This is a genomic window from Clostridium chromiireducens (genome assembly GCF_003575225.1).
Lineage (GTDB): Bacteria > Bacillota > Clostridia > Clostridiales > Clostridiaceae > Clostridium > Clostridium chromiireducens.
On the sequence record NZ_QXDJ01000011.1, the window covers coordinates 40,244 to 66,422 of the forward strand.

Annotated in this window: 26 protein-coding genes, 2 tRNA genes and 1 pseudogene; 8 read left to right on the forward strand and 21 right to left on the reverse strand. The window is 29.9% G+C overall.

Going from position 1 to position 26,179, the window contains the following annotated elements:
- Positions 1-47: 47 nt before the first annotated feature.
- Together D2A34_RS25760 and D2A34_RS25765 are read right to left on the reverse strand one after the other, a co-directional pair.
- Positions 48-123 (reverse strand) — tRNA-Val (locus D2A34_RS25760).
- 14 nt (positions 124-137) lie between these two features.
- Positions 138-212, reverse strand: a tRNA-Glu gene (locus D2A34_RS25765).
- A 311-nt stretch (positions 213-523) separates the two neighbouring features.
- On the opposite strand from D2A34_RS25765, the gene D2A34_RS25770 reads away from it, so the two are divergent.
- Positions 524-1,768, forward strand: a complete 1,245-nt coding sequence (locus D2A34_RS25770) for a BaiN/RdsA family NAD(P)/FAD-dependent oxidoreductase (protein WP_119368275.1) — start codon at positions 524-526, stop codon at positions 1,766-1,768.
- Between the two features lie 89 nt (positions 1,769-1,857).
- Here the strand turns inward: D2A34_RS25770 and D2A34_RS25775 are convergent, their stop codons facing one another.
- From D2A34_RS25775 to D2A34_RS25785, 3 genes are all read right to left on the reverse strand, one after another.
- On the reverse strand, positions 1,858-2,613 hold the full coding sequence (locus tag D2A34_RS25775; RefSeq protein ID WP_119368276.1) for an acyl-[acyl-carrier-protein] thioesterase: 756 nt from the start codon (positions 2,611-2,613) through the stop codon (positions 1,858-1,860).
- Positions 2,614-2,957: 344 nt separating this feature from the next.
- Positions 2,958-3,140 carry a DUF1858 domain-containing protein gene (locus tag D2A34_RS25780; protein ID WP_079440817.1) on the reverse strand — a complete coding sequence of 61 codons (183 nt, stop codon included), beginning with the start codon at positions 3,138-3,140 and terminating at the stop codon, positions 2,958-2,960.
- A 106-nt stretch (positions 3,141-3,246) separates the two neighbouring features.
- Complete coding sequence (locus tag D2A34_RS25785; RefSeq protein WP_079440818.1) at positions 3,247-4,533, reverse strand: adenylosuccinate synthase; 1,287 nt, start codon at positions 4,531-4,533, stop codon at positions 3,247-3,249.
- Positions 4,534-4,785: 252 nt separating this feature from the next.
- Here D2A34_RS25785 and D2A34_RS25790 point away from each other — a divergent pair, with 252 nt between their 5' ends.
- Both D2A34_RS25790 and D2A34_RS25795 read left to right on the forward strand, forming a co-directional pair.
- Positions 4,786-5,961 carry an NAD(P)-dependent malic enzyme gene (locus tag D2A34_RS25790; RefSeq protein WP_119368277.1) on the forward strand — a complete coding sequence of 392 codons (1,176 nt, stop codon included), beginning with the start codon at positions 4,786-4,788 and terminating at the stop codon, positions 5,959-5,961.
- 347 nt (positions 5,962-6,308) lie between these two features.
- Positions 6,309-6,830 (forward strand): hypothetical protein, encoded by a 522-nt coding sequence (locus D2A34_RS25795; RefSeq protein WP_079440820.1) that lies wholly within the window; start codon positions 6,309-6,311, stop codon positions 6,828-6,830.
- A 253-nt stretch (positions 6,831-7,083) separates the two neighbouring features.
- Here the strand turns inward: D2A34_RS25795 and proC are convergent, their stop codons facing one another.
- Positions 7,084-7,890 (reverse strand): pyrroline-5-carboxylate reductase, encoded by an 807-nt coding sequence (gene proC, locus D2A34_RS25800; protein WP_079440821.1) that lies wholly within the window; start codon positions 7,888-7,890, stop codon positions 7,084-7,086.
- A gap of 144 nt (positions 7,891-8,034) precedes the next feature.
- Between proC and D2A34_RS25805 the strand changes: the two genes are divergently transcribed.
- The gene (locus tag D2A34_RS25805) at positions 8,035-8,373 is read left to right on the forward strand and encodes a hypothetical protein (protein WP_079440822.1); all 339 of its coding nucleotides are present in this window, start codon (positions 8,035-8,037) and stop codon (positions 8,371-8,373) included.
- A gap of 123 nt (positions 8,374-8,496) precedes the next feature.
- Here the strand turns inward: D2A34_RS25805 and D2A34_RS25810 are convergent, their stop codons facing one another.
- The 11 genes from D2A34_RS25810 to D2A34_RS25860 all read right to left on the reverse strand — a co-directional run bounded on the left by D2A34_RS25810 (position 8,497) and on the right by D2A34_RS25860 (position 17,262).
- Complete coding sequence (locus D2A34_RS25810; protein WP_079440823.1) at positions 8,497-9,834, reverse strand: replicative DNA helicase; 1,338 nt, start codon at positions 9,832-9,834, stop codon at positions 8,497-8,499.
- Positions 9,835-9,971: 137 nt separating this feature from the next.
- Positions 9,972-11,867 (reverse strand): Lon family ATP-dependent protease, encoded by a 1,896-nt coding sequence (gene lonC / locus D2A34_RS25815; protein ID WP_079440824.1) that lies wholly within the window; start codon positions 11,865-11,867, stop codon positions 9,972-9,974.
- A 12-nt stretch (positions 11,868-11,879) separates the two neighbouring features.
- The gene (gene rplI, locus D2A34_RS25820) at positions 11,880-12,326 is read right to left on the reverse strand and encodes a 50S ribosomal protein L9 (RefSeq protein ID WP_079440825.1); all 447 of its coding nucleotides are present in this window, start codon (positions 12,324-12,326) and stop codon (positions 11,880-11,882) included.
- Between the two features lie 2 nt (positions 12,327-12,328).
- Positions 12,329-14,269, reverse strand: a complete 1,941-nt coding sequence (locus D2A34_RS25825) for a DHH family phosphoesterase (protein WP_079440826.1) — start codon at positions 14,267-14,269, stop codon at positions 12,329-12,331.
- Positions 14,270-14,290: 21 nt separating this feature from the next.
- Positions 14,291-14,611 carry a MazG-like family protein gene (locus D2A34_RS25830; protein ID WP_079440827.1) on the reverse strand — a complete coding sequence of 107 codons (321 nt, stop codon included), beginning with the start codon at positions 14,609-14,611 and terminating at the stop codon, positions 14,291-14,293.
- A gap of 171 nt (positions 14,612-14,782) precedes the next feature.
- Positions 14,783-15,043 carry a 30S ribosomal protein S18 gene (gene rpsR, locus D2A34_RS25835; protein WP_008419001.1) on the reverse strand — a complete coding sequence of 87 codons (261 nt, stop codon included), beginning with the start codon at positions 15,041-15,043 and terminating at the stop codon, positions 14,783-14,785.
- A gap of 23 nt (positions 15,044-15,066) precedes the next feature.
- Positions 15,067-15,513 carry a single-stranded DNA-binding protein gene (locus tag D2A34_RS25840; protein WP_079440828.1) on the reverse strand — a complete coding sequence of 149 codons (447 nt, stop codon included), beginning with the start codon at positions 15,511-15,513 and terminating at the stop codon, positions 15,067-15,069.
- A 13-nt stretch (positions 15,514-15,526) separates the two neighbouring features.
- Complete coding sequence (gene rpsF, locus D2A34_RS25845) at positions 15,527-15,814, reverse strand: 30S ribosomal protein S6 (RefSeq protein WP_079440829.1); 288 nt, start codon at positions 15,812-15,814, stop codon at positions 15,527-15,529.
- A 101-nt stretch (positions 15,815-15,915) separates the two neighbouring features.
- The gene (locus D2A34_RS25850) at positions 15,916-16,110 is read right to left on the reverse strand and encodes a DUF951 domain-containing protein (protein WP_079440830.1); all 195 of its coding nucleotides are present in this window, start codon (positions 16,108-16,110) and stop codon (positions 15,916-15,918) included.
- Positions 16,111-16,152: 42 nt separating this feature from the next.
- Positions 16,153-17,004: a mechanosensitive ion channel family protein gene (locus tag D2A34_RS25855; RefSeq protein WP_182629469.1), complete on the reverse strand. Its 852-nt coding sequence runs from the start codon at positions 17,002-17,004 to the stop codon at positions 16,153-16,155.
- 15 nt (positions 17,005-17,019) lie between these two features.
- Positions 17,020-17,262, reverse strand: coding sequence for a putative Se/S carrier protein (locus D2A34_RS25860; RefSeq protein WP_079440831.1), 243 nt, complete (start codon positions 17,260-17,262; stop codon positions 17,020-17,022).
- A 165-nt stretch (positions 17,263-17,427) separates the two neighbouring features.
- Between D2A34_RS25860 and D2A34_RS25865 the strand changes: the two genes are divergently transcribed.
- The 4 genes and pseudogenes from D2A34_RS25865 to D2A34_RS25880 all read left to right on the forward strand — a co-directional run bounded on the left by D2A34_RS25865 (position 17,428) and on the right by D2A34_RS25880 (position 22,730).
- Positions 17,428-18,075 carry a LysE family transporter gene (locus D2A34_RS25865; protein ID WP_079440832.1) on the forward strand — a complete coding sequence of 216 codons (648 nt, stop codon included), beginning with the start codon at positions 17,428-17,430 and terminating at the stop codon, positions 18,073-18,075.
- A gap of 9 nt (positions 18,076-18,084) precedes the next feature.
- A complete protein-coding gene (locus D2A34_RS25870; protein WP_119368278.1) occupies positions 18,085-19,245 on the forward strand; it encodes an aminotransferase class V-fold PLP-dependent enzyme in 1,161 nt (386 codons plus the stop codon).
- A gap of 102 nt (positions 19,246-19,347) precedes the next feature.
- Positions 19,348-19,923, forward strand: coding sequence for a spore protease YyaC (gene yyaC, locus D2A34_RS25875; RefSeq protein ID WP_079440834.1), 576 nt, complete (start codon positions 19,348-19,350; stop codon positions 19,921-19,923).
- A 1,194-nt stretch (positions 19,924-21,117) separates the two neighbouring features.
- Positions 21,118-22,730: pseudogene (locus tag D2A34_RS25880) on the forward strand (IS1182 family transposase).
- A 192-nt stretch (positions 22,731-22,922) separates the two neighbouring features.
- Here the strand turns inward: D2A34_RS25880 and D2A34_RS25885 are convergent.
- The 4 genes from D2A34_RS25885 to noc all read right to left on the reverse strand — a co-directional run bounded on the left by D2A34_RS25885 (position 22,923) and on the right by noc (position 26,137).
- The gene (locus D2A34_RS25885; protein ID WP_079440838.1) at positions 22,923-23,429 is read right to left on the reverse strand and encodes a DUF4446 family protein; all 507 of its coding nucleotides are present in this window, start codon (positions 23,427-23,429) and stop codon (positions 22,923-22,925) included.
- A 39-nt stretch (positions 23,430-23,468) separates the two neighbouring features.
- On the reverse strand, positions 23,469-24,329 hold the full coding sequence (locus D2A34_RS25890) for a ParB/RepB/Spo0J family partition protein (protein WP_079440839.1): 861 nt from the start codon (positions 24,327-24,329) through the stop codon (positions 23,469-23,471).
- A gap of 8 nt (positions 24,330-24,337) precedes the next feature.
- Positions 24,338-25,099: a ParA family protein gene (locus tag D2A34_RS25895; protein ID WP_079440840.1), complete on the reverse strand. Its 762-nt coding sequence runs from the start codon at positions 25,097-25,099 to the stop codon at positions 24,338-24,340.
- A 255-nt stretch (positions 25,100-25,354) separates the two neighbouring features.
- Positions 25,355-26,137 carry a nucleoid occlusion protein gene (gene noc, locus D2A34_RS25900; RefSeq protein WP_079440841.1) on the reverse strand — a complete coding sequence of 261 codons (783 nt, stop codon included), beginning with the start codon at positions 26,135-26,137 and terminating at the stop codon, positions 25,355-25,357.
- Positions 26,138-26,179: the final 42 nt, after the last annotated feature.

The following is a 26,179-nucleotide window of genomic DNA, read 5'->3' on the forward strand; positions in this document are numbered from 1 at the left end:
GCGTGACAGGCCGGCACTCTAACCAACTGAGCTACTGAGCCATCTTATGGTGGGCACAACAGGGCTCGAACCTGTGACCCCCTGCTTGTAAGGCAGGTGCTCTCCCAGCTGAGCTATGCGCCCATAAGATAGATAAATGGTGACTCCTAGGGGAATCGAACCCCTGTTACCACCGTGAAAGGGTGGTGTCTTAACCGCTTGACCAAGGAGCCATGCTTATATTGTCTTTCGCTTAAATATCTTAACTTTATGTCCTTTAGTTATTCAAGCTGCCGACCACATAGACTATAATACCTAAAATTAGATTGCGTGTCAACACATTTTTTCATTTTTTTTATTTTTATCTTATTTTATTGATTTCAAAAGCTATTCTTTGGCTCTATAATGTGATTTTTACTAGGCTTTTGTTAATAATAAAAATAAACATAATAAAATATTTAACAACTTATATTATTGATTCTTTTAACGTTAACACTACTATGATAAAATTTATTTATTATGAAACTAAGGAGTGATTAAAAAAATGATTTATCACGATTTAATAGTTGTCGGTGGTGGTGCATCAGGCTTAATGGCCGCAATAATAGCAAAAGACTTTGGAATTGATGTTGCTATTATTGAGGGAACCGATAGAATTGGTAAAAAGATTCTTGTTACAGGAAATGGAAGATGTAATATTTCCAATAAAAGTATATCATATCCATATAAATGCTTTCATAGTGAAAATAATACTTTTTTTGAAGAAGCTTTAAATAAATTCACAGTAAAGGATACAAAAAATATGTTTTTATCTCTTGGACTTCCTTTAGTTGAATTAGAAAATGGTAAAATGTATCCAAAGTCTCTTCAAGCTTCTTCTGTCATAGATATATTTAGAATGGCTCTGGATGATAGACAAATACCTTTATATTCAAATTGTAAAATTAATTCTATAAATAAAAATAAGATTTTTACTTTATGCAGTAATAACGAAGAATTTAAAAATTTTTCCTGCAATAAACTTATTTTGAGTTGTGGGGGTAAATCTGCCGTGAAAACAGGGTCAGATGGTTCTGGTTACAAGTTATGCAAATCTTTTGGTCATAGCATTATAAGCACGCTTCCTGGTATTGTTCAGTTAAAATTAGATTACCCTTACTTAAAAGCTTTATCTGGGATTAAATTTGATGGCTCTGTTTCTCTTCTAGTTAACGATGAAATAGTGCGTACAGAGGTTGGAGAAGTCCTATTCACAGACTATGGAATTTCTGGGCCTCCTATAATGCAGTTATCATCTCATGCCTCTAAAGCTCTTTATAACAACTCAAAAGTTACTATAAGACTTGATATGTTTCCATATGAAAGCAAAGAAGATATTGAAAATTTCTTTTCTAGTCATTTTTCAATGTTTAATTACAGAGGTATATTATCTGCATTAATTGGAGTAATAAACAAAAAATTAATTCCTACGATATTAAAAGACGTTGGAATAAAAGATATCCATTTGCCTTGTAGCAATATTGATTGGAAGAACATTAACAAATTAATTGATAGATTTAAAGAATGGGATTTCAATTGTATAGATACTAACGGCTTTCCTAATGCTCAAGTCACTGTAGGAGGTGTAAATACCTCTGAGGTAAACAATAAGCGTTTAGAATCCAAGCTAGTTAAGGATTTATACTTCTGTGGAGAAATCTTAGACGTTCATGGTGATTGTGGAGGTTTTAATCTTCAATGGGCATGGAGTTCCGGCTATTTAGCTGCTAAGTCTGCTGCTAGTAGATAATCAATTAATAAAAATTATTCAAGATTACATATTAAAAATAAGTAACAACTATAAAATTCTTAAAAATTTTATAGTTGTTACTCTAATGGTTATTCTTTTAACCTTTCTAATTCAGTTTCAAGTAAAGTAACATTATCTCCTTCTCCATTCCTTATAGTGTGATATGATTTTAGACTATCATCATTTACTTCCTTAACTGTTGCAATTGATGATATAGTATCTCCATACTTAGTCTCTTTCTCAAATGTCACTTTAATTCTTTTAATAATATAGCTATTAACAATATCCAGAGGAACAGCTTCAGTTGCCCACTCAATATATTTAACGTTATTAACATGATTATTTGAATCAATATCACTATACCTAATTCTGAACTCCTTCTGATACTGCTCTTCATCAACCCTTTCTATTTTATCCATACTTATGTCATAGTCTACATCTCCATCCACCCCATAAATATCATATTGCTCTTTTTGTATCCTCATAGGTCTTCTTTTTTTAATATCAATCAAGAAAAATAGTGCCTGAGCTTCTCCAACAATATTATTTTCCTCATCTCTTATAAAATACGCCCTCAATCCATAGAACTTTTTAAATCCTATAGGCTGAGTCGTAATGCTTACAGTTTCGCCAAACATTGGATACCTATTTATTTTAATATCATACTTATAGAAAACCCATGCACAATTATTTTCTGTGCAATATTCTATTCCACCGCCCAAGTGTTCAGATTGCTGAGTACCTACGTCACAGATAAAATTAATCAAAGATGACAATTTACATCTTAACTTAGAATCTACTTCATAATAGTGTATTTCATATTTCTTAGTAAACCTTTTACTCATATTTATTCATTGCTTATTAATAAATAACAGGTAAACTTCATAGTTAAAAACCTCTTTCTATCCACAATAATTTTTCACTTATACTATTACCTAAATTATTTATAATTCAACAATGTTTCTCTCCCCCCTTATTGTATACTTTGTTACCTTATCTATTGATACAGCCCTAATTTCAGTAAAGCTGTATCTTACTATAATATATTTTATCATCTATTAACACATAAGAGTTAATAGAATTATTGATTTTCACCTTAATTTTTAAAATCCGTAATTCTAATTACTGTGATATTAGTGCGAAGAAAAGAGGACTCTCTAAAAAGAAAATCCTCTAATGAACAATATTATTATCTATTTAATGCTTCTAATAAATCGTCTAAATTTAATCCGTGAACTGTTGCTGCTTCAGCTATAGTTTCAGCTTGAGCTGATGGACATCCAACACATCCCATTCCAAAACTCATTAGAACTTGAGCCTTAGATGAATCTGAACTAACTACTTCACCAATTGTCATATCTTTAGTTATCATACTTTCACCTTCTTTAATATAACTTTTATGTAATTATTGTCTACAATAAAATTATATTTTATACAAAACATAAAGTCAATACCCGAGTATAATACTAAACAATAGGCTATATACTGTCTATTCTCATAGTTTGATCTCTCTTCGGACCAACCCCAACTATTGAAATCTTAGTTTCTGTAAATTCTGATATTCTAGCTAAATACTTTTTAACATTTTCAGGTAGTTCATCATAACTTCTAACATCAGCTACACTATCATCCCAACCATCAAATTCTTCATATATTGGCTCACATTCAGCTAGATCTTCTAAACTTGCTGGGAAGTAATCTATTACTGTATCATTGAATTTATATCCAACACATACTTTAATTTTTTCTAAACCAGCTAGTGTATCGATTTTAGTTACTGCCAATGAAGTCAATCCACTTACTCTAGCAGCTGTTTTAACTATAACTAGATCTAACCACCCACATCTTCTTGATCTTCCTGTAGTTACGCCATATTCATGTCCTTTTTCCCTGATCCACTCTCCAGTTTCATCAAGTAATTCTGTTGGAAATGGCCCTTTACCAACTCTTGTAGTATATGCTTTTGTTATCCCTACTGAATTTGTTATCATATTAGGCCCTATTCCAGCACCGCTTGATACTCCTCCAGCAGTTGTATTAGATGATGTCACATATGGATATGTACCATAATCGATATCTAAAAGCATTCCTTGAGCACCCTCAAATAAAACAGTTTTATCAGCTTTTATTTCATTGTATACTCTAACAGATGTGTCCTGAACAAATGGTCTTAATTTCTTAGCAATTTCTAAGTATTCTTTTAATATTTCATCAAAATCTAATGCTTCGCCACCTAATATCTTTGTAATATAGGCATTCTTCATTTCAACATTTTCTCTTAATTTTTCTGCGAAAACATCTTCATGCATTAAATCACAAACTCTAATTCCGCATCTTTCAAATTTATCCGTATAACAAGGTCCTATTCCCTTACCTGTAGTACCTATATCATTTTTACCTCTAGCCTTTTCTTTTAATTGATCTAATATCTTATGATATGGCATGATAAGTTGAGCTCTGTCACTTACGATTAACTTTTCAGGTGTAACTTTAACTCCAACACCTTCTAAATAATCTATTTCTTGAAATAAAGCCTTTGGATCAACAACTACTCCGTTTCCAATAACATTTAATTTGTCATCATATAAAATCCCTGATGGTATTAAATGTAATTTGTATTCTTTATCGCCAACCATTACAGTGTGACCAGCATTATTTCCACCTTGAAATCTAACAACTACATTAGCCTCTTCTGCTAAGTAATCTGTCATCTTTCCTTTTCCTTCATCTCCCCATTGCGCTCCTAAAACAATAAATGCTGACATTTATCTTGCCTCCCTTAATATAAATAAGCTTGCACTTTTAGCTTTAATTTTAATTATTAATTTGGAGTTTTATTAAAAATTATTTTAATCTCTCCTTTTAAATAGTAGCAAAGTACCTTTCTATGGTCAACTATATATCGAATATTTTTTTGCTTTTTTTATAAATAATTCGTATAATTGTTTTATAATGTTATCTTAAAGCCTATATTTCAGTGAATTTAAATATATTTAACATATTAAGGAGTGTTTTTAATGAATATTTATGAAGAAGCCTTAAAATTTCATGAAGAAAAAAAAGGTAAGTATGAAATCAAACCTACATGTGAGGTAAAAACTGCCAAGGACTTAAGTCTTGCATATACACCTGGTGTTGCAGAGCCTTGTCGTGAGATACATAAAGATCCATCAAAAGCTTACACATATACTCGTAAATGGAATACTGTTGCTGTTATTTCCGATGGTACTGCAGTTTTAGGCCTTGGAGATATTGGTCCGCTTGCTTCTTTACCTGTCATGGAAGGTAAAAGTATTTTATTTAAGGAATTTGGTAATGTAGATGCATTCCCAATAGTTCTAGACACTAAAGATGTAGATGAAATTGTTAATACAGTTGTAAATATCGCGCCAACTCTTGGTGGAATAAATCTAGAAGATATTTCAGCTCCTAGATGTTTCGAAGTTGAAAGAAAATTGAAAGAGAAATTAAATATACCAGTATTTCATGATGACCAACACGGAACAGCTATAGTTGTTTTATCAGGTCTGTTGAATGCCTTAAAAATAGTAAACAAAAAGCTAGAAGACATCAAAGTAATTATAAATGGTGCCGGTTCTGCCGGAACTGCCATATGTAAGTTATTACTTTCTTCGGGAGTTAAAAATATAGTAATGTGTGATATAGATGGCGTAATAAGTAGAGATAAAGATTTAAGTCATAATATTTACATGCAAGAGCTAGCTAATATAACTAATCCAAATAATGAAGCAGGTACACTTAAAGATGTTATAAAGGGTGCAGATGTTTTTATTGGTGTTTCTGCTCCAAATATAGTTTCTAAAGATATGGTTAAAACTATGAACAAAGATGGAATAATATTTGCAATGGCTAATCCAACTCCTGAAATTTTTCCTGAAGATGCAAAAGAAGCTGGAATCGCAGTAATGGGTACTGGTCGTTCAGATTATCCTAATCAAATAAACAATGTATTAGCCTTTCCAGGAGTATTTAGAGGCGCATTAGATGTAAGAGCTACAGAAATTAATGAAGAGATGAAAGTAGCTGCTGCTTATGCTATTGCAAATGCTATATTATCTGATGAATTAACTCCTGAAAATATAATTCCTAAAGCATTTGATCTCAAGGTTCAAGCTTTAGTCGCAGAGGCTGTCAAAGAGGCTGCAATTAGAAGTGGAGTTGCTAGTATTTAATATTTCTGAATTTAATCTTGAATAATTTATTTTAATAAAAACCTATAGTTGAACTTATATTTCAATTATAGGTTTTTATTATTCCTTTACTGATGAGTTATGCATACAAAAGACGATCTTAACTTTATCCACAAATACATTTTAATAAAAATTATTTTTAGAATTTATCCACAGAATTAATATAATATAATTATCCACATTATATTATTATAAATCTTATGCACAAAAAATTTTTTTAAATGTTATGTTGATAAGTATTTTCTCTCCCTAAAAGAACTTAATCCTAGACAATATCAAATCATTTAGTTAATATAAAATTGATATTAATCATATTAGGAGTGAATTATATGGCTAAATTACTAATCCCTATAGATGATGATGCTTTTAAATCCGAAGTCAGTATAAGATTTAATAATATTTTGGAAGGCTTCGATTCCTTTAAAAATTTTACTCTCATGGCTAATAGCATTGAAAACGGAGAGAACAACTTTATCAAATTTATAGAATATATTTTCGAAATAAATAATTGTAGCGCTTATGTAGATTTTTATATAAATAAAATTTCAGATGCTGATAAAAAAAAGCTTCTTGATTTAGTTCCAGATGAAGATAAAGATATATTAAAATCCCATTTAAGTTTTGATAAACATACTGGAGTATTTTTTAAACTTCTCAATAAAGATCTTATACCTTTTTTAGTTCGTTTAAATACAAGGGAAATTTTTTTTCTTACTTTTTATTTTACTTACAAACCTATCAGTATCTGGGGAAATTATAACTTAAACTTTCCTTGCTTCTTTAATAGTCAGGAAAATCTCGAATTTTATTATAATATATCTAAATCTTTTGAATTAATATCAGTTTTATGAATTAAAACTAATAAAAGTATAGGAAGCTGAATGTATTATAAACATTCAGCTTCCCATTATTTTGTTTATCATTTTAGATTAATAACTTAAATTATTAATTCTATTCAATAAATTCCTAATTGTAATTCGCACTTTTTTATTGGTGTTAAGTTCTTAATTGCGCTTCGCGCTTTTTTTAATTGTGAAAGGATCTTAATTGCGCTTCGCGCTTTTTTTAATTGTGAAAGGATCTTAATTGCGCTTCGCGCTTTTTTTAATTGTGCATATTTTTTGATTTCTCTGCGCACTTATCCATTGCTTGTATGACACTATTTCTAAACCCTAGTTTTTCTAATTCAACTACTGCATCTATAGTTGTACCAGCAGGTGAGCAAACCATATCCTTTAATTCGCCTGGATGCTTTCCTGTTTCTAGAACCATCTTTGATGATCCTAAAACGCTTTGAGCTGCCATTTTATAAGCTTTAACTCTAGGTATTCCTAATTTTACTGCTGCATCTGCCATAGCCTCTATAAACATAAATACATATGCTGGTGACGATCCACATAATGCTATAAATCCGTGAAAATCTTTTTCCTCTAGTTGAACACACTCTCCAAAACTTTCAAAAATCTTAAAACAATAGTCTAGCTCATCTTTGGTAACATTTTTGTTAGGACATATAGCTGACATTGCTTCCCCTACAAGGGCTGGCGTATTTGGCATTGTTCTAATTATTTTAGAATTACCGCTAATCCATTCTTCCATATTACTAATTGTAATTCCAGCAGCTATAGTAATAATCAATTTATCTTCTGTTAACTCTGATCTAATTTCAGTTATCATTTGCTTAAACATAAAAGGCTTGATAGCCAAAATGATAATATCTGATTCCTTTGCAACAATAGTACTATCTAAAGTTGTTTTCACTTGAAACTGCGCTTCTAGTTTCTTTAAAGATGCTTCGGTTTTAGTTGATACTATTATATCCTCAGCTTTTAGAAAGCCTGAATTAATAAGACCTCCAACCATTGAACTCCCCATATTACCACAACCAATAAAACCAACTTTTTTACTCATTTCATAGCCCCCATTAAAAAATTTTTGTTATTATTTGAAATTTTATGATTTTATATGAATATCTTAATTATAAACCACCATAATCATAGGATAGCTTGTATCAAAACTCACAAACTATAGTTAAATATGAAGGGAGGAATATATATGAAAGATAATTCTTTAGTATATAATAATTCTTTAATCAGCCCAGAGAACTTTATTGACTCTATTTTGTATCATGAGCCTAAAGAACAACTTCCCACATGCGATATTGAAGAAAGTCCAGACTTTTACTATATAAATATAAGTTCATTTTACGACGATAAACACGTATTAGAAATATCATATAAAAATAATTTTTTAACACTAAAATTTATGCTCGATGATGATTTTAAGCAACTTCTATTTCAAAGAATCTTTTATCTTTTAAAAATTGATTTAGATTATATATTACTGCACGAATATAAAGACAGTATAAAATTAATAATACCTAAAATGGCTTAACTTTTATAATACAACAATAATATTCTTCAAATGAATATTACTTACAATACTCAAAGATATAAGAATAGTTATGTCAAACTGTTCTTATATCTTTATTCTTAGTTTTTCTATTTTCTTTAAATTTTATTCTCTATGAATCACATCTAAATTACCAAATTTACTAAACTGTCCAAGCCAAGCAAGTTTAACAGTACCAACTGGACCGTTTCTTTGTTTAGCCATTATGCATTCAGCCATATTTTTATCTTCAGTTTCTTTATTGTAATACTCATCTCTATACAAGAACATAACTACGTCTGCATCCTGTTCTATAGAACCTGATTCTCTTAAGTCAGATAACATTGGCCTATGATCTGCTCTTTGTTCAGGAGCACGCGATAACTGCGATAAGGCTATTACAGGACATTCCATTTCTTTAGCCAATGCTTTAATAGATCTAGATATTTCAGATACTTCTTGTTGTCTATTATCAGAACCAGCACCTCCAGACATAAGCTGCAAATAGTCTATAACAATTAAGTCTATTCCATATTCCATCTTAAGCCTTCTGCATTTTGATCTCATCTCCATAACAGTAACCCCTGCTGTATCATCTATATAAATCTTTGCCTTGGATAATGGCCCTGCGGCCATAGCAATGTTTTCCCAATCTTTATCTTCCAAATTACCTGTTCTAAGCTTTAACATATCAACATTAGCTTCTGAACAAAGTAATTTATAAGCTAGCTGCTCCTTAGACATTTCCAACGAGAATACTACAACGCTCTTATTTTCTCTAAGTGCTGCATTCTCTACTATATTTAATGCAAATGTTGTTTTTCCCATTGAAGGTCTAGCCGCAATTAATACCATATCTCCACTTTGAAATCCAGATGTCTTTGCATCCAAATCAGTAAATCCTGACGGAACTCCTGTAACTGAACCCTTATCATTAAAAAGTTTTTCTATTTGTGCAAATCCTCTTTCTAATACATCACTTAGTGGCTCAAAATCCTTTGATGTTCTCTTCTCTGCTATGTTAAATATCTTCTTTTCAGCACTATCCACAACATCTTCTACATTACTTTGATTATTATAACTTTCTTCAATTATAGCCGTCGATGATTTAATTAGTTTCCTCAAAGTAGATTTATCTGAAACAATTTTTATATATGCGCTTAAATTTGCAGTAGTAGGTACAGACGAACTCAATTCTGTTATATATGTTACTCCACCAGCTCTCTCAAGCATGTCAGTGCTCTTTAAATATTCTAATAAAGTTAATAAGTCCACAGCTATATCATTCCTAAACATCTCTAATATAGCTCTATATATTACCTTATGGCCATCCCTATAAAAATCCTCTTCTTCTAAACCTTCTAGAACTTTTGCAATAGAATTTTTATCAATGATCATCGATCCTATAACTGATTGTTCTGCTTCTATGCTTTGAGGTAAACTCCTCATTACTGATGCATCCAAGCTTTATTCCTCCTATCTAATTATCGGTTGACAATTATTCTGCACTTTATCATATGTATATAATAATTCTAATTCTATCATTTGTTAGGAATAAAAAAAAGCCTCCTATCCTTATCAAGGAGGCTTATTTTATTAAATTAGCTAAAAGCAATGTCCATAATCTCTTCTATAGAGGCTATAGCTTTAACTTCTATATCTTCAGTATTTAAAGGAATTTCCTTTTCATTATCTTTCGGAACTATAACAAGCTGTATTCCCATTCTCTTAGCTCCATATATCTTTTCAAATATCCCTCCTACTGGTTTAACTTTTCCCTGAAGAGATATTTCTCCTGTAATCGCCATATCCTGTCTTATAGGTTTATCTAATAATGAACTTATTATGCAAATTGTGATGGCAGCTCCTGCTGACGGCCCATCAATTTTTCCTCCACCAACAACATTAACATGAATATCATAATCTTTAATGTCTTTATCGGTTAAATTTCTAATAACAGAGGCCGCATTAAATACAGAATCCTTCGCCATAGACCCAGCTGTATCATTGAATCTAACCACACCTGTTCCTTTTTTCTTTGCTGGAAAAACAGCTGCTTCTATTTCAATTGTAGATCCTAAAAATCCGTTTACTCCTAAACCATAAACATGACCTACTTCGCTCTTATTTATATTTACTAATCTTTCAAACGGAGTATACCTTCCAATCGATATCACTTCATCCAAATCTGATAGCTTTATTTCTAAATCCTCTACAAACTGTTTAGTACGGTGCAGTGCATACCCATATGTATCCGTCAATATATTTACGGCTTTTCTTCCTTCAAAGGTATAATTACTTATTTTCTGAGCAACGCCATCTTCCAGTATAACCTTTAACTTTCTAGCAGCATCTTCAACTATAAGTATAATATCCTTTGATGAAAGTGGTTCAAAGTATACTTCAGTACATCTTGATCTTAATGCTGGATTTATTTCACTAGGACTTTTAGTGGTAGCTCCAATCAAAACAAAATCTGCTGGTGCTCCATTATCGAAAAGGTACTTAATGTACTTAGGAATCGTTTCATCATCTGGATCATAATATGATGATGAAAATTCAACTCTCTTATCTTCTAAAACCTTTAAAAGCTTATTTTGAAGCATAGAGTCTAATTCTCCTATCTCGTCTATAAACAATACTCCACCATGGGCTTGTGTAACCAATCCTGGTTTAGGCTCAGGTATTCCTACTTCAGCTAAATCTCTTTTACTTCCTTGGTATATAGGATCATGTACTGATCCCAATAAAGGATTTGTAATTTCTCTAGGATCCCATCTTAATGTAGTCCCATCAACCTCAACAAAGTTAGATTTGTCATCAAATGGAGTAAACGAAAGTTTCTTAACTTCATTTAACGCAAGTCTTGCCGCTGTAGTCTTACCAACCCCAGGAGGCCCATATAATATTATATGTTGAGGGTATGGAGATGAAAGTTTTGATATTAGAGATTTAATCGCTCTCTCTTGACCAACTACTTGACTAAAATTAGATGGCCTTAGAAAGCTCATAATATTCTTACTGGTAGTCCTACTGTCTAATTCTATCAAATTATTTAATTTATTTATTGTTTTCTTATTTTCAGCACCTTTTTGCTTATTTATAACTGAGAGCCTAACTTCATCTATGTACTTTTCTTGTTTCTCCATAATTGATTGCTCAACTTGAGACTCAATCTTATTTTGAACATATCTTTTTGCTAATTCATTTGAAATTAACCTTACAGTTTTATTAATAGCTTGCTGCAATTCCTCTTTTTTGGGTGCAGACTTTAGATCCTTACCCTCAGCTAAAATAGTATTCAATGCAAAAATTTTATCACAAAGATTTGCTGATTGTATATACTTATCTAATTTAAATCTAACTGTTCTAGCTCTAAACGCACCTTTATCAAGAATATTCTTAGTTATAGAAAATAACGCTTCTATTTGAGAATCTAATGATAAAGTTCCTGAAATAATATCCTGCAGTAGGCTTGTGTCATCATATGAATTCAAAATTAATCCTCCTTATTCTTGTGGAACAATAATCACCTTCATTTTAGTACTAACTTCTGGATATAACTTAACATCTATTTCATATCCGCCTGCTAATTTTATTGTATCCATAACAATTTTCTTCTTATCAACCTCAATTTTATATTGTTGTTTAATTAATTCTACAACATCCTTACTAGTAATAGCACCAAATAATTTCCCGTTTTCGCCTGTCTTAGCCTTTATTGTGATTTCTTTTCCCTTTAACTCTGCAGCTAATTTTTGTGCTGCTTCAAGTTCTGCTAATTTTTGTTTTCTTTCATTTTCTTTTTTGTTGTTTAATATATGCATATTTGAAGTACTAGCCTCTTGAGCTAATTTCCTTGGAAATAAAAAGTTTCTTGCATATCCATCAGATGCTTCAATAACATCACCTTTTTTCCCAATTTTCTTAACATCTTGTAATAAAATAACTTTCATATTTATTCACCTATCCTTAAGTATTTTTTCATTGCTTCTTTTAATTCAATGACCACTTCTTCAATTGTCTTATTTGATATTTTAACACCAGCAATATTCATGTGGCCACCACCTCCAAGTGCTTCTAATACAACTTGAACATTAATATCTCCTACTGATCTTCCACTAATATATATATCATTATTTATTTCACCTAAAACAAAACTAACTGAAATTCCAGATATATTTAACAATTCATCGGCCGCCTTGGCTATAATTACAGTATCTATATTTTTAGGCGTTATTGCAATAGCAGTACTTTCATTCACCTCTGCTGATTTTATTGTTTCGGCAATAAGTAAATAATCTTCTAAATCATCAGTAAACATCTTTTTAATTTCAATAGTATCTGCACCTAAAGACTTTAAAAATGATGCAGCTTCAAATGTTCTAACACCGGTTTTAAACGAAAAACCTTTTGTATCCATAAAAATACCTGCAAGCAATCCTTCGGCTTCAGTCCTTGTCAGATTTGGCTTATCAACCATATACTGAATTATTTCTGTAATCATCTCAGACGTAGATGAGGCATACACTTCTATATAATTTAATATATCATGTTCTATCATATCAGGACTTCTCCTATGATGATCTATGATGACTTTTCTTTCAGCTTTCTCAACTAACGATAAATCGGCTATATAACTTTTATTATGAACATCTACAATGACTACTAGAGTTTGATTATCTAATTCATTTTTTGCTTCTTCGATTGATATAAATAAATCATCATATTTTGACTCTTTATTTAATTTATTTAAGAAGTAGTCAATTGCATTAATATCACTGCTTAAGATGATATTACAACTTCTTCCTAATTGCTTTACTATACTTGCTAATCCAACTGCCGATCCGAAACAATCCATGTCAGGGTTCTTATGTCCCATTATATATACTTTACTACTCTCATATATTAATTCACTCAGAGCCCTAGCAATTACCCGCGCTTTTACCTTAGTTCTTTTCTCTATCTCTTTAGTATTTCCACCAAAGAACTTGATATCGTTATTGGTCTTAACAACAACCTGATCTCCACCTCTTCCTAATGCTAATTCTTTTGCTATATTTGCATTATTATAATTTTCAAGTGGAGACATGCCACCTTTTCCAACCCCTATACTTAACGTAGTTTCTATAGAATTTCCTTTATCTATTTCTGAAATTACTTCTATTATATTGAATTTTTGCTTTATTTCATCTTCAATATATTTATCTTGAATTGATAGCACATATTTATTCGTATCATACTTTTTAATCATTGCCTTCAAGTTATTAGCATATGCATTTATTGTTCTTTCTATTTCTGCAACTAATAGGGGCCTATTACTTTCATCAGTCTTATCTAATACTTCAGTAAAATTATCTACTTCAATCAACATTATACTTTCTTGAGTAGTTTCATAATCTATAAGTTTGGTTATGTCATTAAAAGACAGCAGATATAGATACTCTTTATTTTTTGTTTCAATAAATGTAGCATACACATCATATAACTTATTGTTGATGCTTAATCTTTGATGCGAATTTTCTTCATTTTTCAATATATTATCTAAATTTACTCCTCTAGTTATACTCAAAATATTTCTCTCTGGATCTTCTTTATTTGTTTTCAGAGTTTTAAATAGATTATTGCACCATATCATTTCACCATCTTCTTTTATTAATGCTAATGGATAAATAGATTTTAGTACATTATCAGATATTCCTTTATCTATGCTCTTTATAAATTCGTTTGCATCTGTTTGATTTTTCCAATAATAGTTTAACTGATAAAAATCATCTATTAAATAAACTATAAGGATAATTATACCTATGCCTATATAATTATATGCAAATAATATTGTTAAAACTATAATTAGCAGTCCCGGCTTAAGCAAGCGTTTAAGCATAGTTATCCAATTCATAAAAAGCCTCCTAAGTTATATTTAATCTCTTCTATCACTAATATAACGTTTTAATTTACTTAAGCTCTTACCCTCTTTTTCTACTTGATCTTCAGCCCTTATCCCCAAATCTAACTTTGATTTCATAATATGATCAATATCTACAAATGAATATCCCAATTTCTCGCCTAAGATATAAAGTACAATTATAGCGCTAGAAATGCAATCTAAAATGGAATCACGGGCTATATTGTTACCTTTTGTTAAAAGCTTAAAAAACTCTCCTATTATACAAAGAAGTTGTGCCTTTAAATCTTCTATAATTTTAATGTTAGTCATTATATTAAAATTATCTTTTCTCATAGTCCTATCACCCCTCTCAAAACCCTTGTATTCTTATTTTAGTTTTTTTTTAGAAGTAATGCAAGAACTTATAGGTCATTTACTAAATTTTACCACAACATAAAGTTTCATTTTATTTTTTTCTATACTAAAAACCCCCTGATTTCTCAGGGGGGATTGTAATTATTACCTTTATTCTGTTGTAAATGGTAATAATGCTATGTTTCTAGCTCTCTTAATTGAAGCTGTTAATTCTCTTTGGTGCTTAGCACAAGTTCCAGAAATTCTTCTTGGAAGAATCTTTCCTCTTTCTGTAACATATTTTCTAAGCTTATTTATATCTTTGTAGTCGATAAATTCAGCTTTATCTACACAAAAAGCACAAACTTTTTTTCTAGATCTTCTCATTTTACCGCCCGGTCTTCTATTATTGTTACCTTCTTCTCTGCTCATCTTATTCCCTCCTTACTCAAAAATTAGAAAGGCATATCTCCATCATCAACTGGAGTTATATCCTCTTCAAAACCTCCACCACTGAATGCATCATTCATTGGCATTGAATATTCATTGCTGTTACCAAAACTAGCTCCAGCATTTCCTGACGCATTTCCTTTACTTAAGAACTGAACCTCAGTAGCAACTACTTCTGTTACATATCTTTTAGTACCATCTTTTGCATCATAACTTCTGGTTTGAATTCTACCACTAATAGCCATTTGGCTACCTTTACTCATGTAATTAGCAGTACTTTCAGCTTGTTTTCCCCATACTACTACGGGTACAAAATCAGCTTCTTTTTGACCAGTTTTTGTGTTATATTTATCAACTGCTAATGTTAAGGTTGTTACTGCTGCTCCACTTCCTGGAGTAAATCTTAGTTCTGGATCTTTAGTTAATCTTCCAATTAGAACTACTTTATTCATTTACAACACCACCTTATACTTGTTCATTAACAATGATATGTCTGATAACACCATCAGTGATTCTGAATATTCTATCTAATTCTCTTGGTAATTCAGGACTAGCAGTAAAGCTAACTAAAGTATAGTAACCTTCACCAACTTTTTTAATTTCATAAGCAAGTTTTCTCTTACCCCAGAAATCAACGTTATCTACTGTTCCTCCACCATTTTCTATAACACCCTTAAACTTTTCGATGTTAGCTTTAACTGTTTCTTCATCGAATGATGGGTTTAATATAAATATAGTTTCGTACTTTCTCATTAATTTCACCTCCTCCCCTCGGACTAACGGCTATGCTTTGCATAGCAGGGATTACAATAAATGATTATAACATCTATCATAATCATTATCAAGTATTTTTTCTAATTTTCTGCAACAACTACTATTTTTTTTGCTTCCTTTTTAAATTTTCCCCTCGGAATCATTACTATTCTGCCACAGCCAGTACATTTTATTTTTATATCTGCACCTACTCTTATTACCTCAAATTGATTTGTTCCACAAGGATGCTGCTTTTTCATTTCTACTATATCTCCAAGATTAAAACTTTCTATCATTACCTATCACTCTTTCCTATATTTTTATCTACTAATCGGATTTTATGAAGCTGGCATTTCTATTTTGTTTTTATCTAGCGCCAATTTTATTGCCATTCTAAGTTCATTTTCCATTTTTCCTTGCATTAATGGTTTCGCTTTTCCTACAACTCTTATTGTAACGCTTGCTACTCCTAATGCTGTAACACCTGTAACTTCTAATGACTCGCTTATATATTCTTCATTTTTATCTTTAAACTCATTGCAGGCAGTTTTAATAATTTCAATTACCCTTTCCACATCTTCTTCATGAGAAATATTCAAATCAACTACAAATCTAATATTATTTCTGGAATGGTTGGTTACTCCGGCTATAGACCCATTTGGAATTGAATGAATATCTCCAGTAAAATCTGTGATTACAGTAGTTCTAATTCCTATACTCTTCACTATCCCATTAAAGCTTCCTATCGTTACATGATCTCCAACGCCAAATTGATTTTCAAATAAAATAAAGAATCCGTTAATTAAATCTTTTATTAAACTTTGTGAACCTAACCCCACAGCAACTCCGCCTATACTTGCAAAAGTAAATGATACTGCACCAAATAATATTGATATTATTATTGCACTTCCCATAAAATATACTGAGTATTTTAAAATACTTTTTAATACTTCACCTATAGTCTTAGCTCTTTGAGTATCTAAGGAAAGTACAGCATTACTTTCAATTTGCCTTTCAACAAACTTCTTTATTAAATACTTACCAATTTTAATTGAAAAATACATTGCAGTGATTACAAAAATTATCTTCAATCCTTTACTTATAACCATTTCAAGCGTTTCAATACTTATAGCCTCTTCTATATATAATTTAAAGCTTTCTTGTAACTTTATTAGATAATTATCATGCAAATATACTCCCCCTTTCTACTCACTAAATAATGCATATCCTCCATTATCTCTGAAATATACATTTTTATATTCTAGTATATTTTTATTTATTACTTCATCAATGTCATCTTTTTTATCTATCCTAACACATATTCCACAACTCATAGTTATAGATGTCGGTGTAGGCATAATTTTAAATTCATATTCTAACTCTTTTAGTTTCTTTTCTGCTGCCATAGCATCATATGTATTTTTAAACACTATGATATAATAATTCATGTTTGCACCACCTTCTTATACTGTTATACTATAATTTATATTATATATATTTTTTTTACTTTATAAAGGTAAGATTGTATTTAAAATAAAAACTTCGTAATTTTAATGAAAAAAAGTACTTTTTATTTTATAATAATATACAAATGTAACTTAAAGGAGAATATGATGTTTTCAGTAATTAATATATTACAAGCTATATTAATAGGTTTTTTTACAGGTTTTATGGCCTCTATCCCATTAGGACCATCAGGTCTTGAATCTGTTAGCCGTTCCATGTCAAAGGGCTTTAAAGAAGGTTTTAAGGTATCTCTTGGTGCTGTATCTGCAGATATTATATATATAATAATTATAAATCTGGGTTTACTTACTATACTAACTGCAAATCCTAAATTTCATAGTTTATTTTGGATAGTTTCTGGATTTGTTTTAATTTTGGCCAATAGAATATCTTCAAAATCCAAAAATACAAACTCTAAACTCGAAAAATCAATTTACAGCCATGCTTCTAATTCTTTCCTAACTGGATTTTTGATAACATTTTTGAACCCCACTACGCCTTCATTGTGGATTGCTCTTAGTGGTACAATTTTCAATGTTTGGAGGCATCACGGAAGAATATATTTCTTTTTTTCTATTTCTTCTATGATAATTGGAAGTATAACATGGTTTTGTTTTTTGAACATTTTAGTAAGCAAAGGTTCTAAACGGTTAAAACCTGGTTTCACAAATAATACTTCAAAAATCTTAGATTATTTCCTTCTCATACTAGGCATAATATTTATGATTTGGGGAATATATAAATTTATTTTTTAGAGGTGAATAATGGAAGTTTATTTAGATAATTCATCAACTACTTTTCCTAAGCCAAAACAAGTTATTGATAGTATGTATGAATATATGCTTAATGTAGGTGGTAATGCTGGGCGAGGTAACTATAATAATTCTCTTAAAAGTAATCGATATCTATATGATGCTAGAGAAAGCGTCTGTAACTTTTTCGGATATGACTCTCCTAGTAATGTAATTTTTACAGGCAATGTTACTATGTCTTTAAATATGTTAATTAAAGGAATATTAAATCCTGGAGATCATGTAATTACTTCATCCATGGAACATAATTCTGTTATTAGACCACTTTCTTTTTGTAAAGAACACCTTAACATTAAGTTAGATATAGTAAATGCTGATTCTAGAGGATTCCTTGATATTGATGATTTTAAAAGTAAAATTACAAGCAAAACAAAATTAGTTGTAATAACTCAAGCATCAAATGTCACCGGATCAATTCAAGATATACATAGTATAGGTGAAATTTGTAACTCACATGGAGTATTCTTTGTTATAGATTCTTCTCAAGGAGCTGGAGTCTTGGATCTTAATATGAAAAAGATTAAAGCTAATGCAATAGCCTTTACAGGGCATAAAAGCTTATTAGGACCACAGGGTGTAGGAGGCTTCATACTCGACTCAAAATTTAATGAATCCTGTTCTAGTTTGTTACATGGTGGTACCGGAAGCCTTTCATCATCTTTAGATCAACCCGACTTTTTACCTGATAAATTTGAATGCGGGACTCATAATCTTCCAGGTATAATAGGATTGGCTGAAGGAATTAGATACATAAATTCTATAGGCCTAAATGTCATATACGAACATAATCATGATCTAATGAAAAATCTTATTGACGGTTTATTAAATATAAGTGAACTTGAGGTTTATGGAGACTTATCTGGAAAAAGGTTATCAACTTGCGTTTCCATAAATGCTAAGGCTTTAGATTCTTCTGAATTAAGTTATTACCTTGATGATCATGGAATTAAAACTAGAGCAGGTTTACATTGTGCTCCATTAGCACATAAAACTATAGGCACTTATCCAATAGGCACTGTAAGATTGAGCATTAGCTATTTTACTACAAAAAAGGAAATAGATTATACTCTTAACACTTTAAATAAAATTGTGACTAAATTAGACCTTTTATAGATCCCTTATCGATAATTATTATTTTATTGAATTAATAATTATAAAACTAATGAATAAAACCTTTTTTTATTGGAAATAAATCTAATAAAAGGAGGTTCTTTTATGTGCGAAAGTTTTTCTGTAAATTCAGCTTCACTTAACTCCTACATAAAGATTAAAGATTATTTATTTACTGAATTACAACCAATTCTTGAAGAAAAGAGACCTATCATATTTATATGTATTGGTAGTGATAGATCAACTGGAGATTCCCTTGGTCCATTAGTAGGACATAAACTTAAGTACTTTTCAAAAAATAATATATATATTTATGGCACACTTGAAAATCCAGTTCACGCAAGAAACATAGTAAATATTTTAGATGAAATCAACTTAACCTTTCACAATCCATACATAATAGCTATTGATTCCTGTTTGGGTTCTATAAATAATATTGGAAAGATATTTATACAAAAAAAACCTCTTCTTCCTGGCTTAGCATTGAATAAAAATCTTCCATCTGTCGGAGAAATGAGTATAACTGGCATAGTTAACATATCGGGAAGTTTTGATTTTCTAGTATTACAAAACACACGCTTAAATACAGTAATGAACTTAGCAGATTCTATTTCAAGGGGCATATATTACTTTATTCTCAAGAGTACTGATAAAAATACTTTTGAAAAATATTCTATATAAATTTTCAATTATCTTCTACTTATACTTTATATAAATATTAAATTTACATATAATTTGAAATGCTCTATAAATTTCACTTGATATTATTTATAGCTTATTTTTATATTTAATATAAGCCTCTTTCGTCTTTGTTTTGTAAAGTATGGTTAAATTAATAATCAAATTCATGAAACAATATTTTCTTCTATTAACTTAATACTTTATTGTTTCACGTGAAACACTTCTAAAAGTCACTAATAATTTTACCTAATAGTATAAATTACTCTTCTATCATAAAATTATTACTTTTCAAAGAATCTTTATCTATATCTATAATTGTAATATCATTTAATTATTATCAGCCTTAAAATATTGTGTTTCTATCTTCACCCTCAAATTATGTGATTATATATTTATATTTTATTAAAAAGTAAAGATATCACTAGTTGCACAATTAAACCAAGCTATGAAAAATTAATAGTTGATTATTCTTCATTACGATTCTATAGTTAAACAAAAACATACATGGCTGATAAACACTATGGGCTACACAAATAATAAAACTGAATCACATAAAATTAAAACTTGAGTTTCCAAAAACGTATGATCCAACTTACTTTAAAGACTGATTATCAGCATGCAAAAAATCAAAAGAGCTGAATTTATTAATAAATTCTATTAAAAATGAAATGGAGAATGGAGCCACTATCTAAATAAAACAAGGCTTATGTTAAAATTTACTTTGCTAATGTAGGAGAAGCTGTTTATAAAACGTATCTTTTATACTCTTATAATACTTTTAAGCCCCTAGCGTGTAGCTATTTTAGAATTATACCGTAAATTAAATACAACGTAATTCATAGTTATCATGATGCTTGTGTTGGTAATTCTATCTATAGCATAAAATTCCATAATACTCAAATTATTTTACGTACTTCTAATCTTTAAGAATGTAAAACTAGGTATGCTATGGTATTTGATATTGCAATTTGTCGTTAAATTGACTTATATTAAATTACATATAAATTTTACGTATACGATATCTGTATTTACAATATCAGAAATCTAAAGATTCATTTATATATTTACAATGTTATAGTAACTAAAAAGGGGCTGTTGCAAAACTAACATAGTTAGTTTTGTAGCAGCTCATTTTTTTATAGAAATAAAAAAATGTGAATTCCGAAGAACTCACATTGATTGTATAATTAAATTATGCGACTAACTAAATCATACATTAAAAATTATAATGAGTTTAATGATAATTTTCAACTTATATTACCATTAAATTTAGAAAACTTAATACCAGAAGATGATTCTGTCCGCTTGCTAAGCCATGTATTGGAGGGATTAAATTACAAAAAGTTGTATAAGGCGTACTCTTCCGTTGGAAGAAAACCGGCAGTGGAACCCAAAATCATGTTCAAAATAATATCGTATGCTTATTCTCAAAATATTTATTCAAGTAGAAAAATAGAAAAAGCATGTAGAAGAGATATAAATTTCAGATGGTTACTTCAAGGATTAAAAGCACCTGATCATGCTGCAATTAGCAGATTTCGTAAAGACTATCTTTCAAATGAAGTGATTGAAGATTTGTTTTATCAACAAGTTAAATATCTAGCGGATCAAAAGGAAATATTATTTGAAAATGCATTTATTGATGGTACTAAAATCTAGGCGAATGCTAATCGTTATACATTTGTTTGGAAAAAAGCAATTTTAAAAAATGAAGGGAAAATGTTTCAGAAAATTCTTGCTCTTTTTGAAAATATCAACCTTGAAGAGTTAAAAGATTTTACTGTTCAAAATGAAACATTAACAGATGATATTAATAAAATCCTTCAATGGCTGCTTGTATATGAAAAAAAGAAAAGAAACATAGAATTTGTTCACGGAATTGGTAAAATAAAAACTAAAATTCAAAAGTGGACTGAGCAACTATCTGAATATAAAGAAAGACAAGAAAAATATAATTTGAGTAAAAAAATATTTTCAAAAAGAAATAGTTACTCCAAAACTTATACAGACGCAACTTTCATGCATATGAAAGACGATCGTATGAGAAATGGGCAATTAAAACCTGCATATAATGTGCAAATCGCAGTTGAAAGTGAATACGTAACCGGTGTCGGAATATTTGTTGATAGAAATGATATAGCTACTTTAATACCTATGCTTAAGAATTTGAAAGAAAAAATTGGTCGTAAATATCTTAATGTAATTGCAGATTCAGTTTATGAAAGTGAAGAAAATCATCTGCTTTTAGAATCAAGTAAACAAACTCCTTATATAAAGCCACAAACTTATGAGAAGTGGAAAAAAAGAAGTTTTAAAAATGACATAAGTAAGCGTGAAAATATGAAATATGACTCTGAATCAGATTTTTATATTTGCCATAATCATAAAAAATTAATACCCACTTCTATTATCCATAGAAAATCCACAAGTTGATACAAATCAGAAGTAACTGTGTATGAATGCGAAAACTGTGATAATTTCGATCACAAAGTAAAGTGCAGAAAAGCAAAAGGAAATAGAAAAATGCCTGTTTCAAAAAAATTTGTAAAAAAGAGTGAAATATCCTATAAAAATATTACAACTGAATTTGGAACTAAATTAAGAATGAACATATCTATTCAGGTCGAAGGAGCATTTGGAGTTCTGAAAAGTGATTATGAGTTCAATAGATTTTTAACACGTGGAAAAAATAGTGTTCAAACTGAGTTTATTTTGCTTTGTTTGGTTACAACATTAACAAAATACATTCAAAAATACAAAATGAAAGAACTCAGAATTATCTTCATGAATTAAAAACCACTGCCTGATTATGGAGTAAAGTGACTAGGCTTATTTGAGTGCGCATAAAAGCCAGAAATATTCAAATAATTGATATTGGATTTTAAATATTTGGAAATTTACTAGTTTAAACCGAAAAGGAGCATCGCTCCTGATTAAAATTTAATCATTTTGCGACACTCCCTTTAATATATGTGACCTATAATATATAAAATTTAATTTTATTTACTTTCTTTATTTGCTGCTTCATTTAAAACATATAGTTCTTCTTCAGATAGATCATATCTTGATATTCCTTTGTCAATAGGTTTAGCATATGTTGTACTTTCTTGTCTTCCGTATATTCCTGTTAAGATAACACCATCATTTTTATCATCCAACATAGCTATCGAAAAACTTAAATCACTACCAACATTCTCGAAAGCTTTATATCTCATGATTGCAACTTTTTGAATACAATCTTTCATTTTTATTTCTAATCTTTTACATTCATCAATAGCCTTATCAGAAGTCTCTTTTGCTTCTTCAATAGTCTTTAGACGATCTAAAAGCATTTCTTCAATGTTAATGTTATTAGTCCCCTTCATAAATTTTCTATATCTATTTTCCACTCTTCCTACTGCCTTAAATAAGACTACTACCATTATAAATAATAATATTATTATTATCATCATTCCACCCATTAAATATGGCGTTATCTCATTAATTGTGTTAATTAGCATATCCAATTTTATGTCATTCCTTTCATAATTGTTTCACGTGGAACATTATATATTAATAATATCTAATATCCTTTGCAAATCTTCTTCCGAATAATATTCGATCTCTATCTTTCCTTTATTTTTTTTATTTGAAATATTTACTTTCGTTCCAAAATAATTCTGAAGTTGATTTTTTATTTCTTTATAATATGGATTTAATTCACCAGTATTACTATTAAGCCTATCCTTTTCAACATCATCATTAATTCTTTTTACTAATCTCTCAAGTTCTCTAACAGATAATTTTTCATCAATTACCTGTTGTGCCACTTCATACTGTCTTTGTTTATCATTAATCGCAAGAAGAACTCTTCCGTGCCCCTCTGAAAGTATACTCTCAATTATGTACTGCTGAACTCTTTCATCTAAGTTTGTCAATCTAATTGTATTAGCTATAGCAACTCTTGATTTTCCTATTCTTTTGCTTAACTCTTCTTGAGTTATTTCAAAATCATTTAATAGCTTTCTAAAAGCTACTGCTTCCTCTATTGGATTTAAATCTTCACGCTGAATATTTTCTATAAGAGATATTTCTAAAGTATCCTTATCACTTAGTTCCATCATTATGGCAGGTATTTCTGTTACTCCAGCCATTTTAGCTGCTCTCCACCTTCTTTCACCTGCTACAATAGTATATTGTTCATTAGAGTTTTTCTTCAATATTAATGGCTGGATAATTCCATGAACTTTAATTGATTCTGCTAACTCAGCAATCTTCTCAGAATCAAAAAGCTTTCTTGGTTGTTCATCATCACTTTTAATTTTATTTATTGAAACCAATATCCTGCTGCTTTGTTCCACATCATTTTCTGGTTCTTCTGGTATAAGAGCACTCAATCCTTTTCCTAAAGTAAATTTTTTTGCCATCTTATCACCTACTGCCTTTTTAAAAATTCTTTTGTTAATTTTACATAAGCTTCTGCACCTTTGCATTTCTCGTCATATAGCATTATTGGTAATCCAAAACTAGGCGCTTCAGCTAATCTCACATTTCTTGAAATTGTTGTTTTATAAACTTTGTCCTTAAAATATTTCTGAACTTCTTTTAAAACTTCATTGCTAAGATTTGTCCTATAATCAAACATAGTCATTACAACACCTTCAATTTCTAACTTCTTATTAAGTGACTTTTTTACTAGCTGTATAGTATTTACTAATTGACTGACTCCCTCTAATGCATAAAATTCACATTGAATAGGAACTAAAACTGAATCAGCACAAGTCAATGCATTGATTGTTAATACTCCTAAAGAAGGCGGGCAATCAATAAATACATAATCGTACTCATCTTCAATTTCCTTTAACTTATTCTTTATTATGTTTTCCCTATCACTTCTATTTATAAGTTCAACTTCCGCACCTGCAAGCTCCATAGTTGATGGTGATATATATAAATTTTGAACCAGATCACTTCTAAGTATAGATTCTTTCATAGTCGTCTCAGAAACAAGTACATCATAAATAGACAATTTTAAATTATTTTTATCTAATCCTAGTCCACTCGTTGTATTTCCTTGAGGATCTATATCTATAGTTAAAACTTTATAACCTTCCATTGCAAGGTAAGAGCATAAGTTTATATTAGTGGTCGTTTTTCCAACGCCACCCTTTTGGTTAAAAATACAAATTACTTTCATAGTTTAGCCCTAAAAGAGCCTCCCCCCTTTCCCATAATATTATTATATATACTTTTTTACGATAATAAAAGATTTATGTTCTAAAAAGTAAAATCTGAGTGACATAATCCATTGAAAATCTGTTGAAATTTTTATTTATGAATATATTTAATATACCCTAATTATAAACCAAGTATAATTATATTACTGCACATAAAGTAAAGTTAAGATTACGCAATGATAACCTTAACTTTACTTATATGTTATTATTGAATTCTATTTATTAACTTTTGGAATCTTTACAATTACTTCTATGAACTCATCTTCATCTTTATATGCATATTCAGCGGGTATATCAAACTTTTGTAACACCTGCTTAATTGTATTTACGTATAACTTTGCAGGCAAGACACCTTTAACAGTCCTCTTTCTTTTATTCTTTAATTCCTCACTTGCTAGCTTAAGTAACTGATTATTGATAAGCTCTTCTGTTTTTTTTACATTCAATCCATCCTTTATTACTCTTTCAACTATTTTTAGCTGCAATTCCTCACTCGGAACCGTAAGTAATGCCCTTGCATGTCTTTCAGTTAATTTATTATTTAAACATATTTCTCTAACTTCAGAGCTTAGCTTTAATAATCTTAACTTATTTGCAACAGTAGATTGTTTCTTTCCCATTCTCTTAGCAAGCTCATCTTGCGTAAAATTATGGTCATTAATCAAATTATAATATGCCTCTGCTTCTTCTATATAATTTAGATCCTCTCTCTGCAAATTTTCCAATAAAGCTATTTCAGCTGATTCAGAATCTGTAATGTCCACAATATTACATGGAACTGTTTCTAGATTAGCTAATTTGGCTGCTCTAAGTCTTCTCTCACCAGCAACAAGTTCAAAAATTTCCCCTCTTTTTCTTACTGTAAGAGGTTGAATTATCCCAAACTGCTTAATCGACTGAGATAATTCCTCAATTGCTTCTTCATTAAAATATTTACGTGGTTGATAAATATTTGGAATTACCATATCTATGCTAATCTTTACTATTTCGTTATTCATGCTCCCAACCCATCCCTTATTAAATTACTATACACTTTGCAC

Bases quoted from the DNA above. Each gene is read 5' to 3' on its own strand.
- D2A34_RS25770 (WP_119368275.1), top strand. From the start codon at position 524: ATGATTTATCACGATTTAATAGTTGTCGGTGGTGGTGCATCAGGCTTA.
- D2A34_RS25775 (WP_119368276.1), bottom strand. From the start codon at position 2,613: ATGAGTAAAAGGTTTACTAAGAAATATGAAATACACTATTATGAAGTA.
- D2A34_RS25780 (WP_079440817.1), bottom strand. From the start codon at position 3,140: ATGATAACTAAAGATATGACAATTGGTGAAGTAGTTAGTTCAGATTCA.
- D2A34_RS25785 (WP_079440818.1), bottom strand. From the start codon at position 4,533: ATGTCAGCATTTATTGTTTTAGGAGCGCAATGGGGAGATGAAGGAAAA.
- D2A34_RS25790 (WP_119368277.1), top strand. From the start codon at position 4,786: ATGAATATTTATGAAGAAGCCTTAAAATTTCATGAAGAAAAAAAAGGT.
- D2A34_RS25795 (WP_079440820.1), top strand. From the start codon at position 6,309: ATGGCTAAATTACTAATCCCTATAGATGATGATGCTTTTAAATCCGAA.
- proC (WP_079440821.1), bottom strand. From the start codon at position 7,890: ATGAGTAAAAAAGTTGGTTTTATTGGTTGTGGTAATATGGGGAGTTCA.
- D2A34_RS25805 (WP_079440822.1), top strand. From the start codon at position 8,035: ATGAAAGATAATTCTTTAGTATATAATAATTCTTTAATCAGCCCAGAG.
- rplI (WP_079440825.1), bottom strand. From the start codon at position 12,326: ATGAAAGTTATTTTATTACAAGATGTTAAGAAAATTGGGAAAAAAGGT.
- D2A34_RS25825 (WP_079440826.1), bottom strand. From the start codon at position 14,269: ATGAATTGGATAACTATGCTTAAACGCTTGCTTAAGCCGGGACTGCTA.
- D2A34_RS25830 (WP_079440827.1), bottom strand. From the start codon at position 14,611: ATGAGAAAAGATAATTTTAATATAATGACTAACATTAAAATTATAGAA.
- rpsR (WP_008419001.1), bottom strand. From the start codon at position 15,043: ATGAGCAGAGAAGAAGGTAACAATAATAGAAGACCGGGCGGTAAAATG.
- D2A34_RS25840 (WP_079440828.1), bottom strand. From the start codon at position 15,513: ATGAATAAAGTAGTTCTAATTGGAAGATTAACTAAAGATCCAGAACTA.
- rpsF (WP_079440829.1), bottom strand. From the start codon at position 15,814: ATGAGAAAGTACGAAACTATATTTATATTAAACCCATCATTCGATGAA.
- D2A34_RS25850 (WP_079440830.1), bottom strand. From the start codon at position 16,110: ATGATAGAAAGTTTTAATCTTGGAGATATAGTAGAAATGAAAAAGCAG.
- D2A34_RS25860 (WP_079440831.1), bottom strand. From the start codon at position 17,262: ATGAATTATTATATCATAGTGTTTAAAAATACATATGATGCTATGGCA.
- D2A34_RS25865 (WP_079440832.1), top strand. From the start codon at position 17,428: ATGTTTTCAGTAATTAATATATTACAAGCTATATTAATAGGTTTTTTT.
- D2A34_RS25870 (WP_119368278.1), top strand. From the start codon at position 18,085: ATGGAAGTTTATTTAGATAATTCATCAACTACTTTTCCTAAGCCAAAA.
- yyaC (WP_079440834.1), top strand. From the start codon at position 19,348: ATGTGCGAAAGTTTTTCTGTAAATTCAGCTTCACTTAACTCCTACATA.
- D2A34_RS25890 (WP_079440839.1), bottom strand. From the start codon at position 24,329: ATGGCAAAAAAATTTACTTTAGGAAAAGGATTGAGTGCTCTTATACCA.
- D2A34_RS25895 (WP_079440840.1), bottom strand. From the start codon at position 25,099: ATGAAAGTAATTTGTATTTTTAACCAAAAGGGTGGCGTTGGAAAAACG.
- noc (WP_079440841.1), bottom strand. From the start codon at position 26,137: ATGAATAACGAAATAGTAAAGATTAGCATAGATATGGTAATTCCAAAT.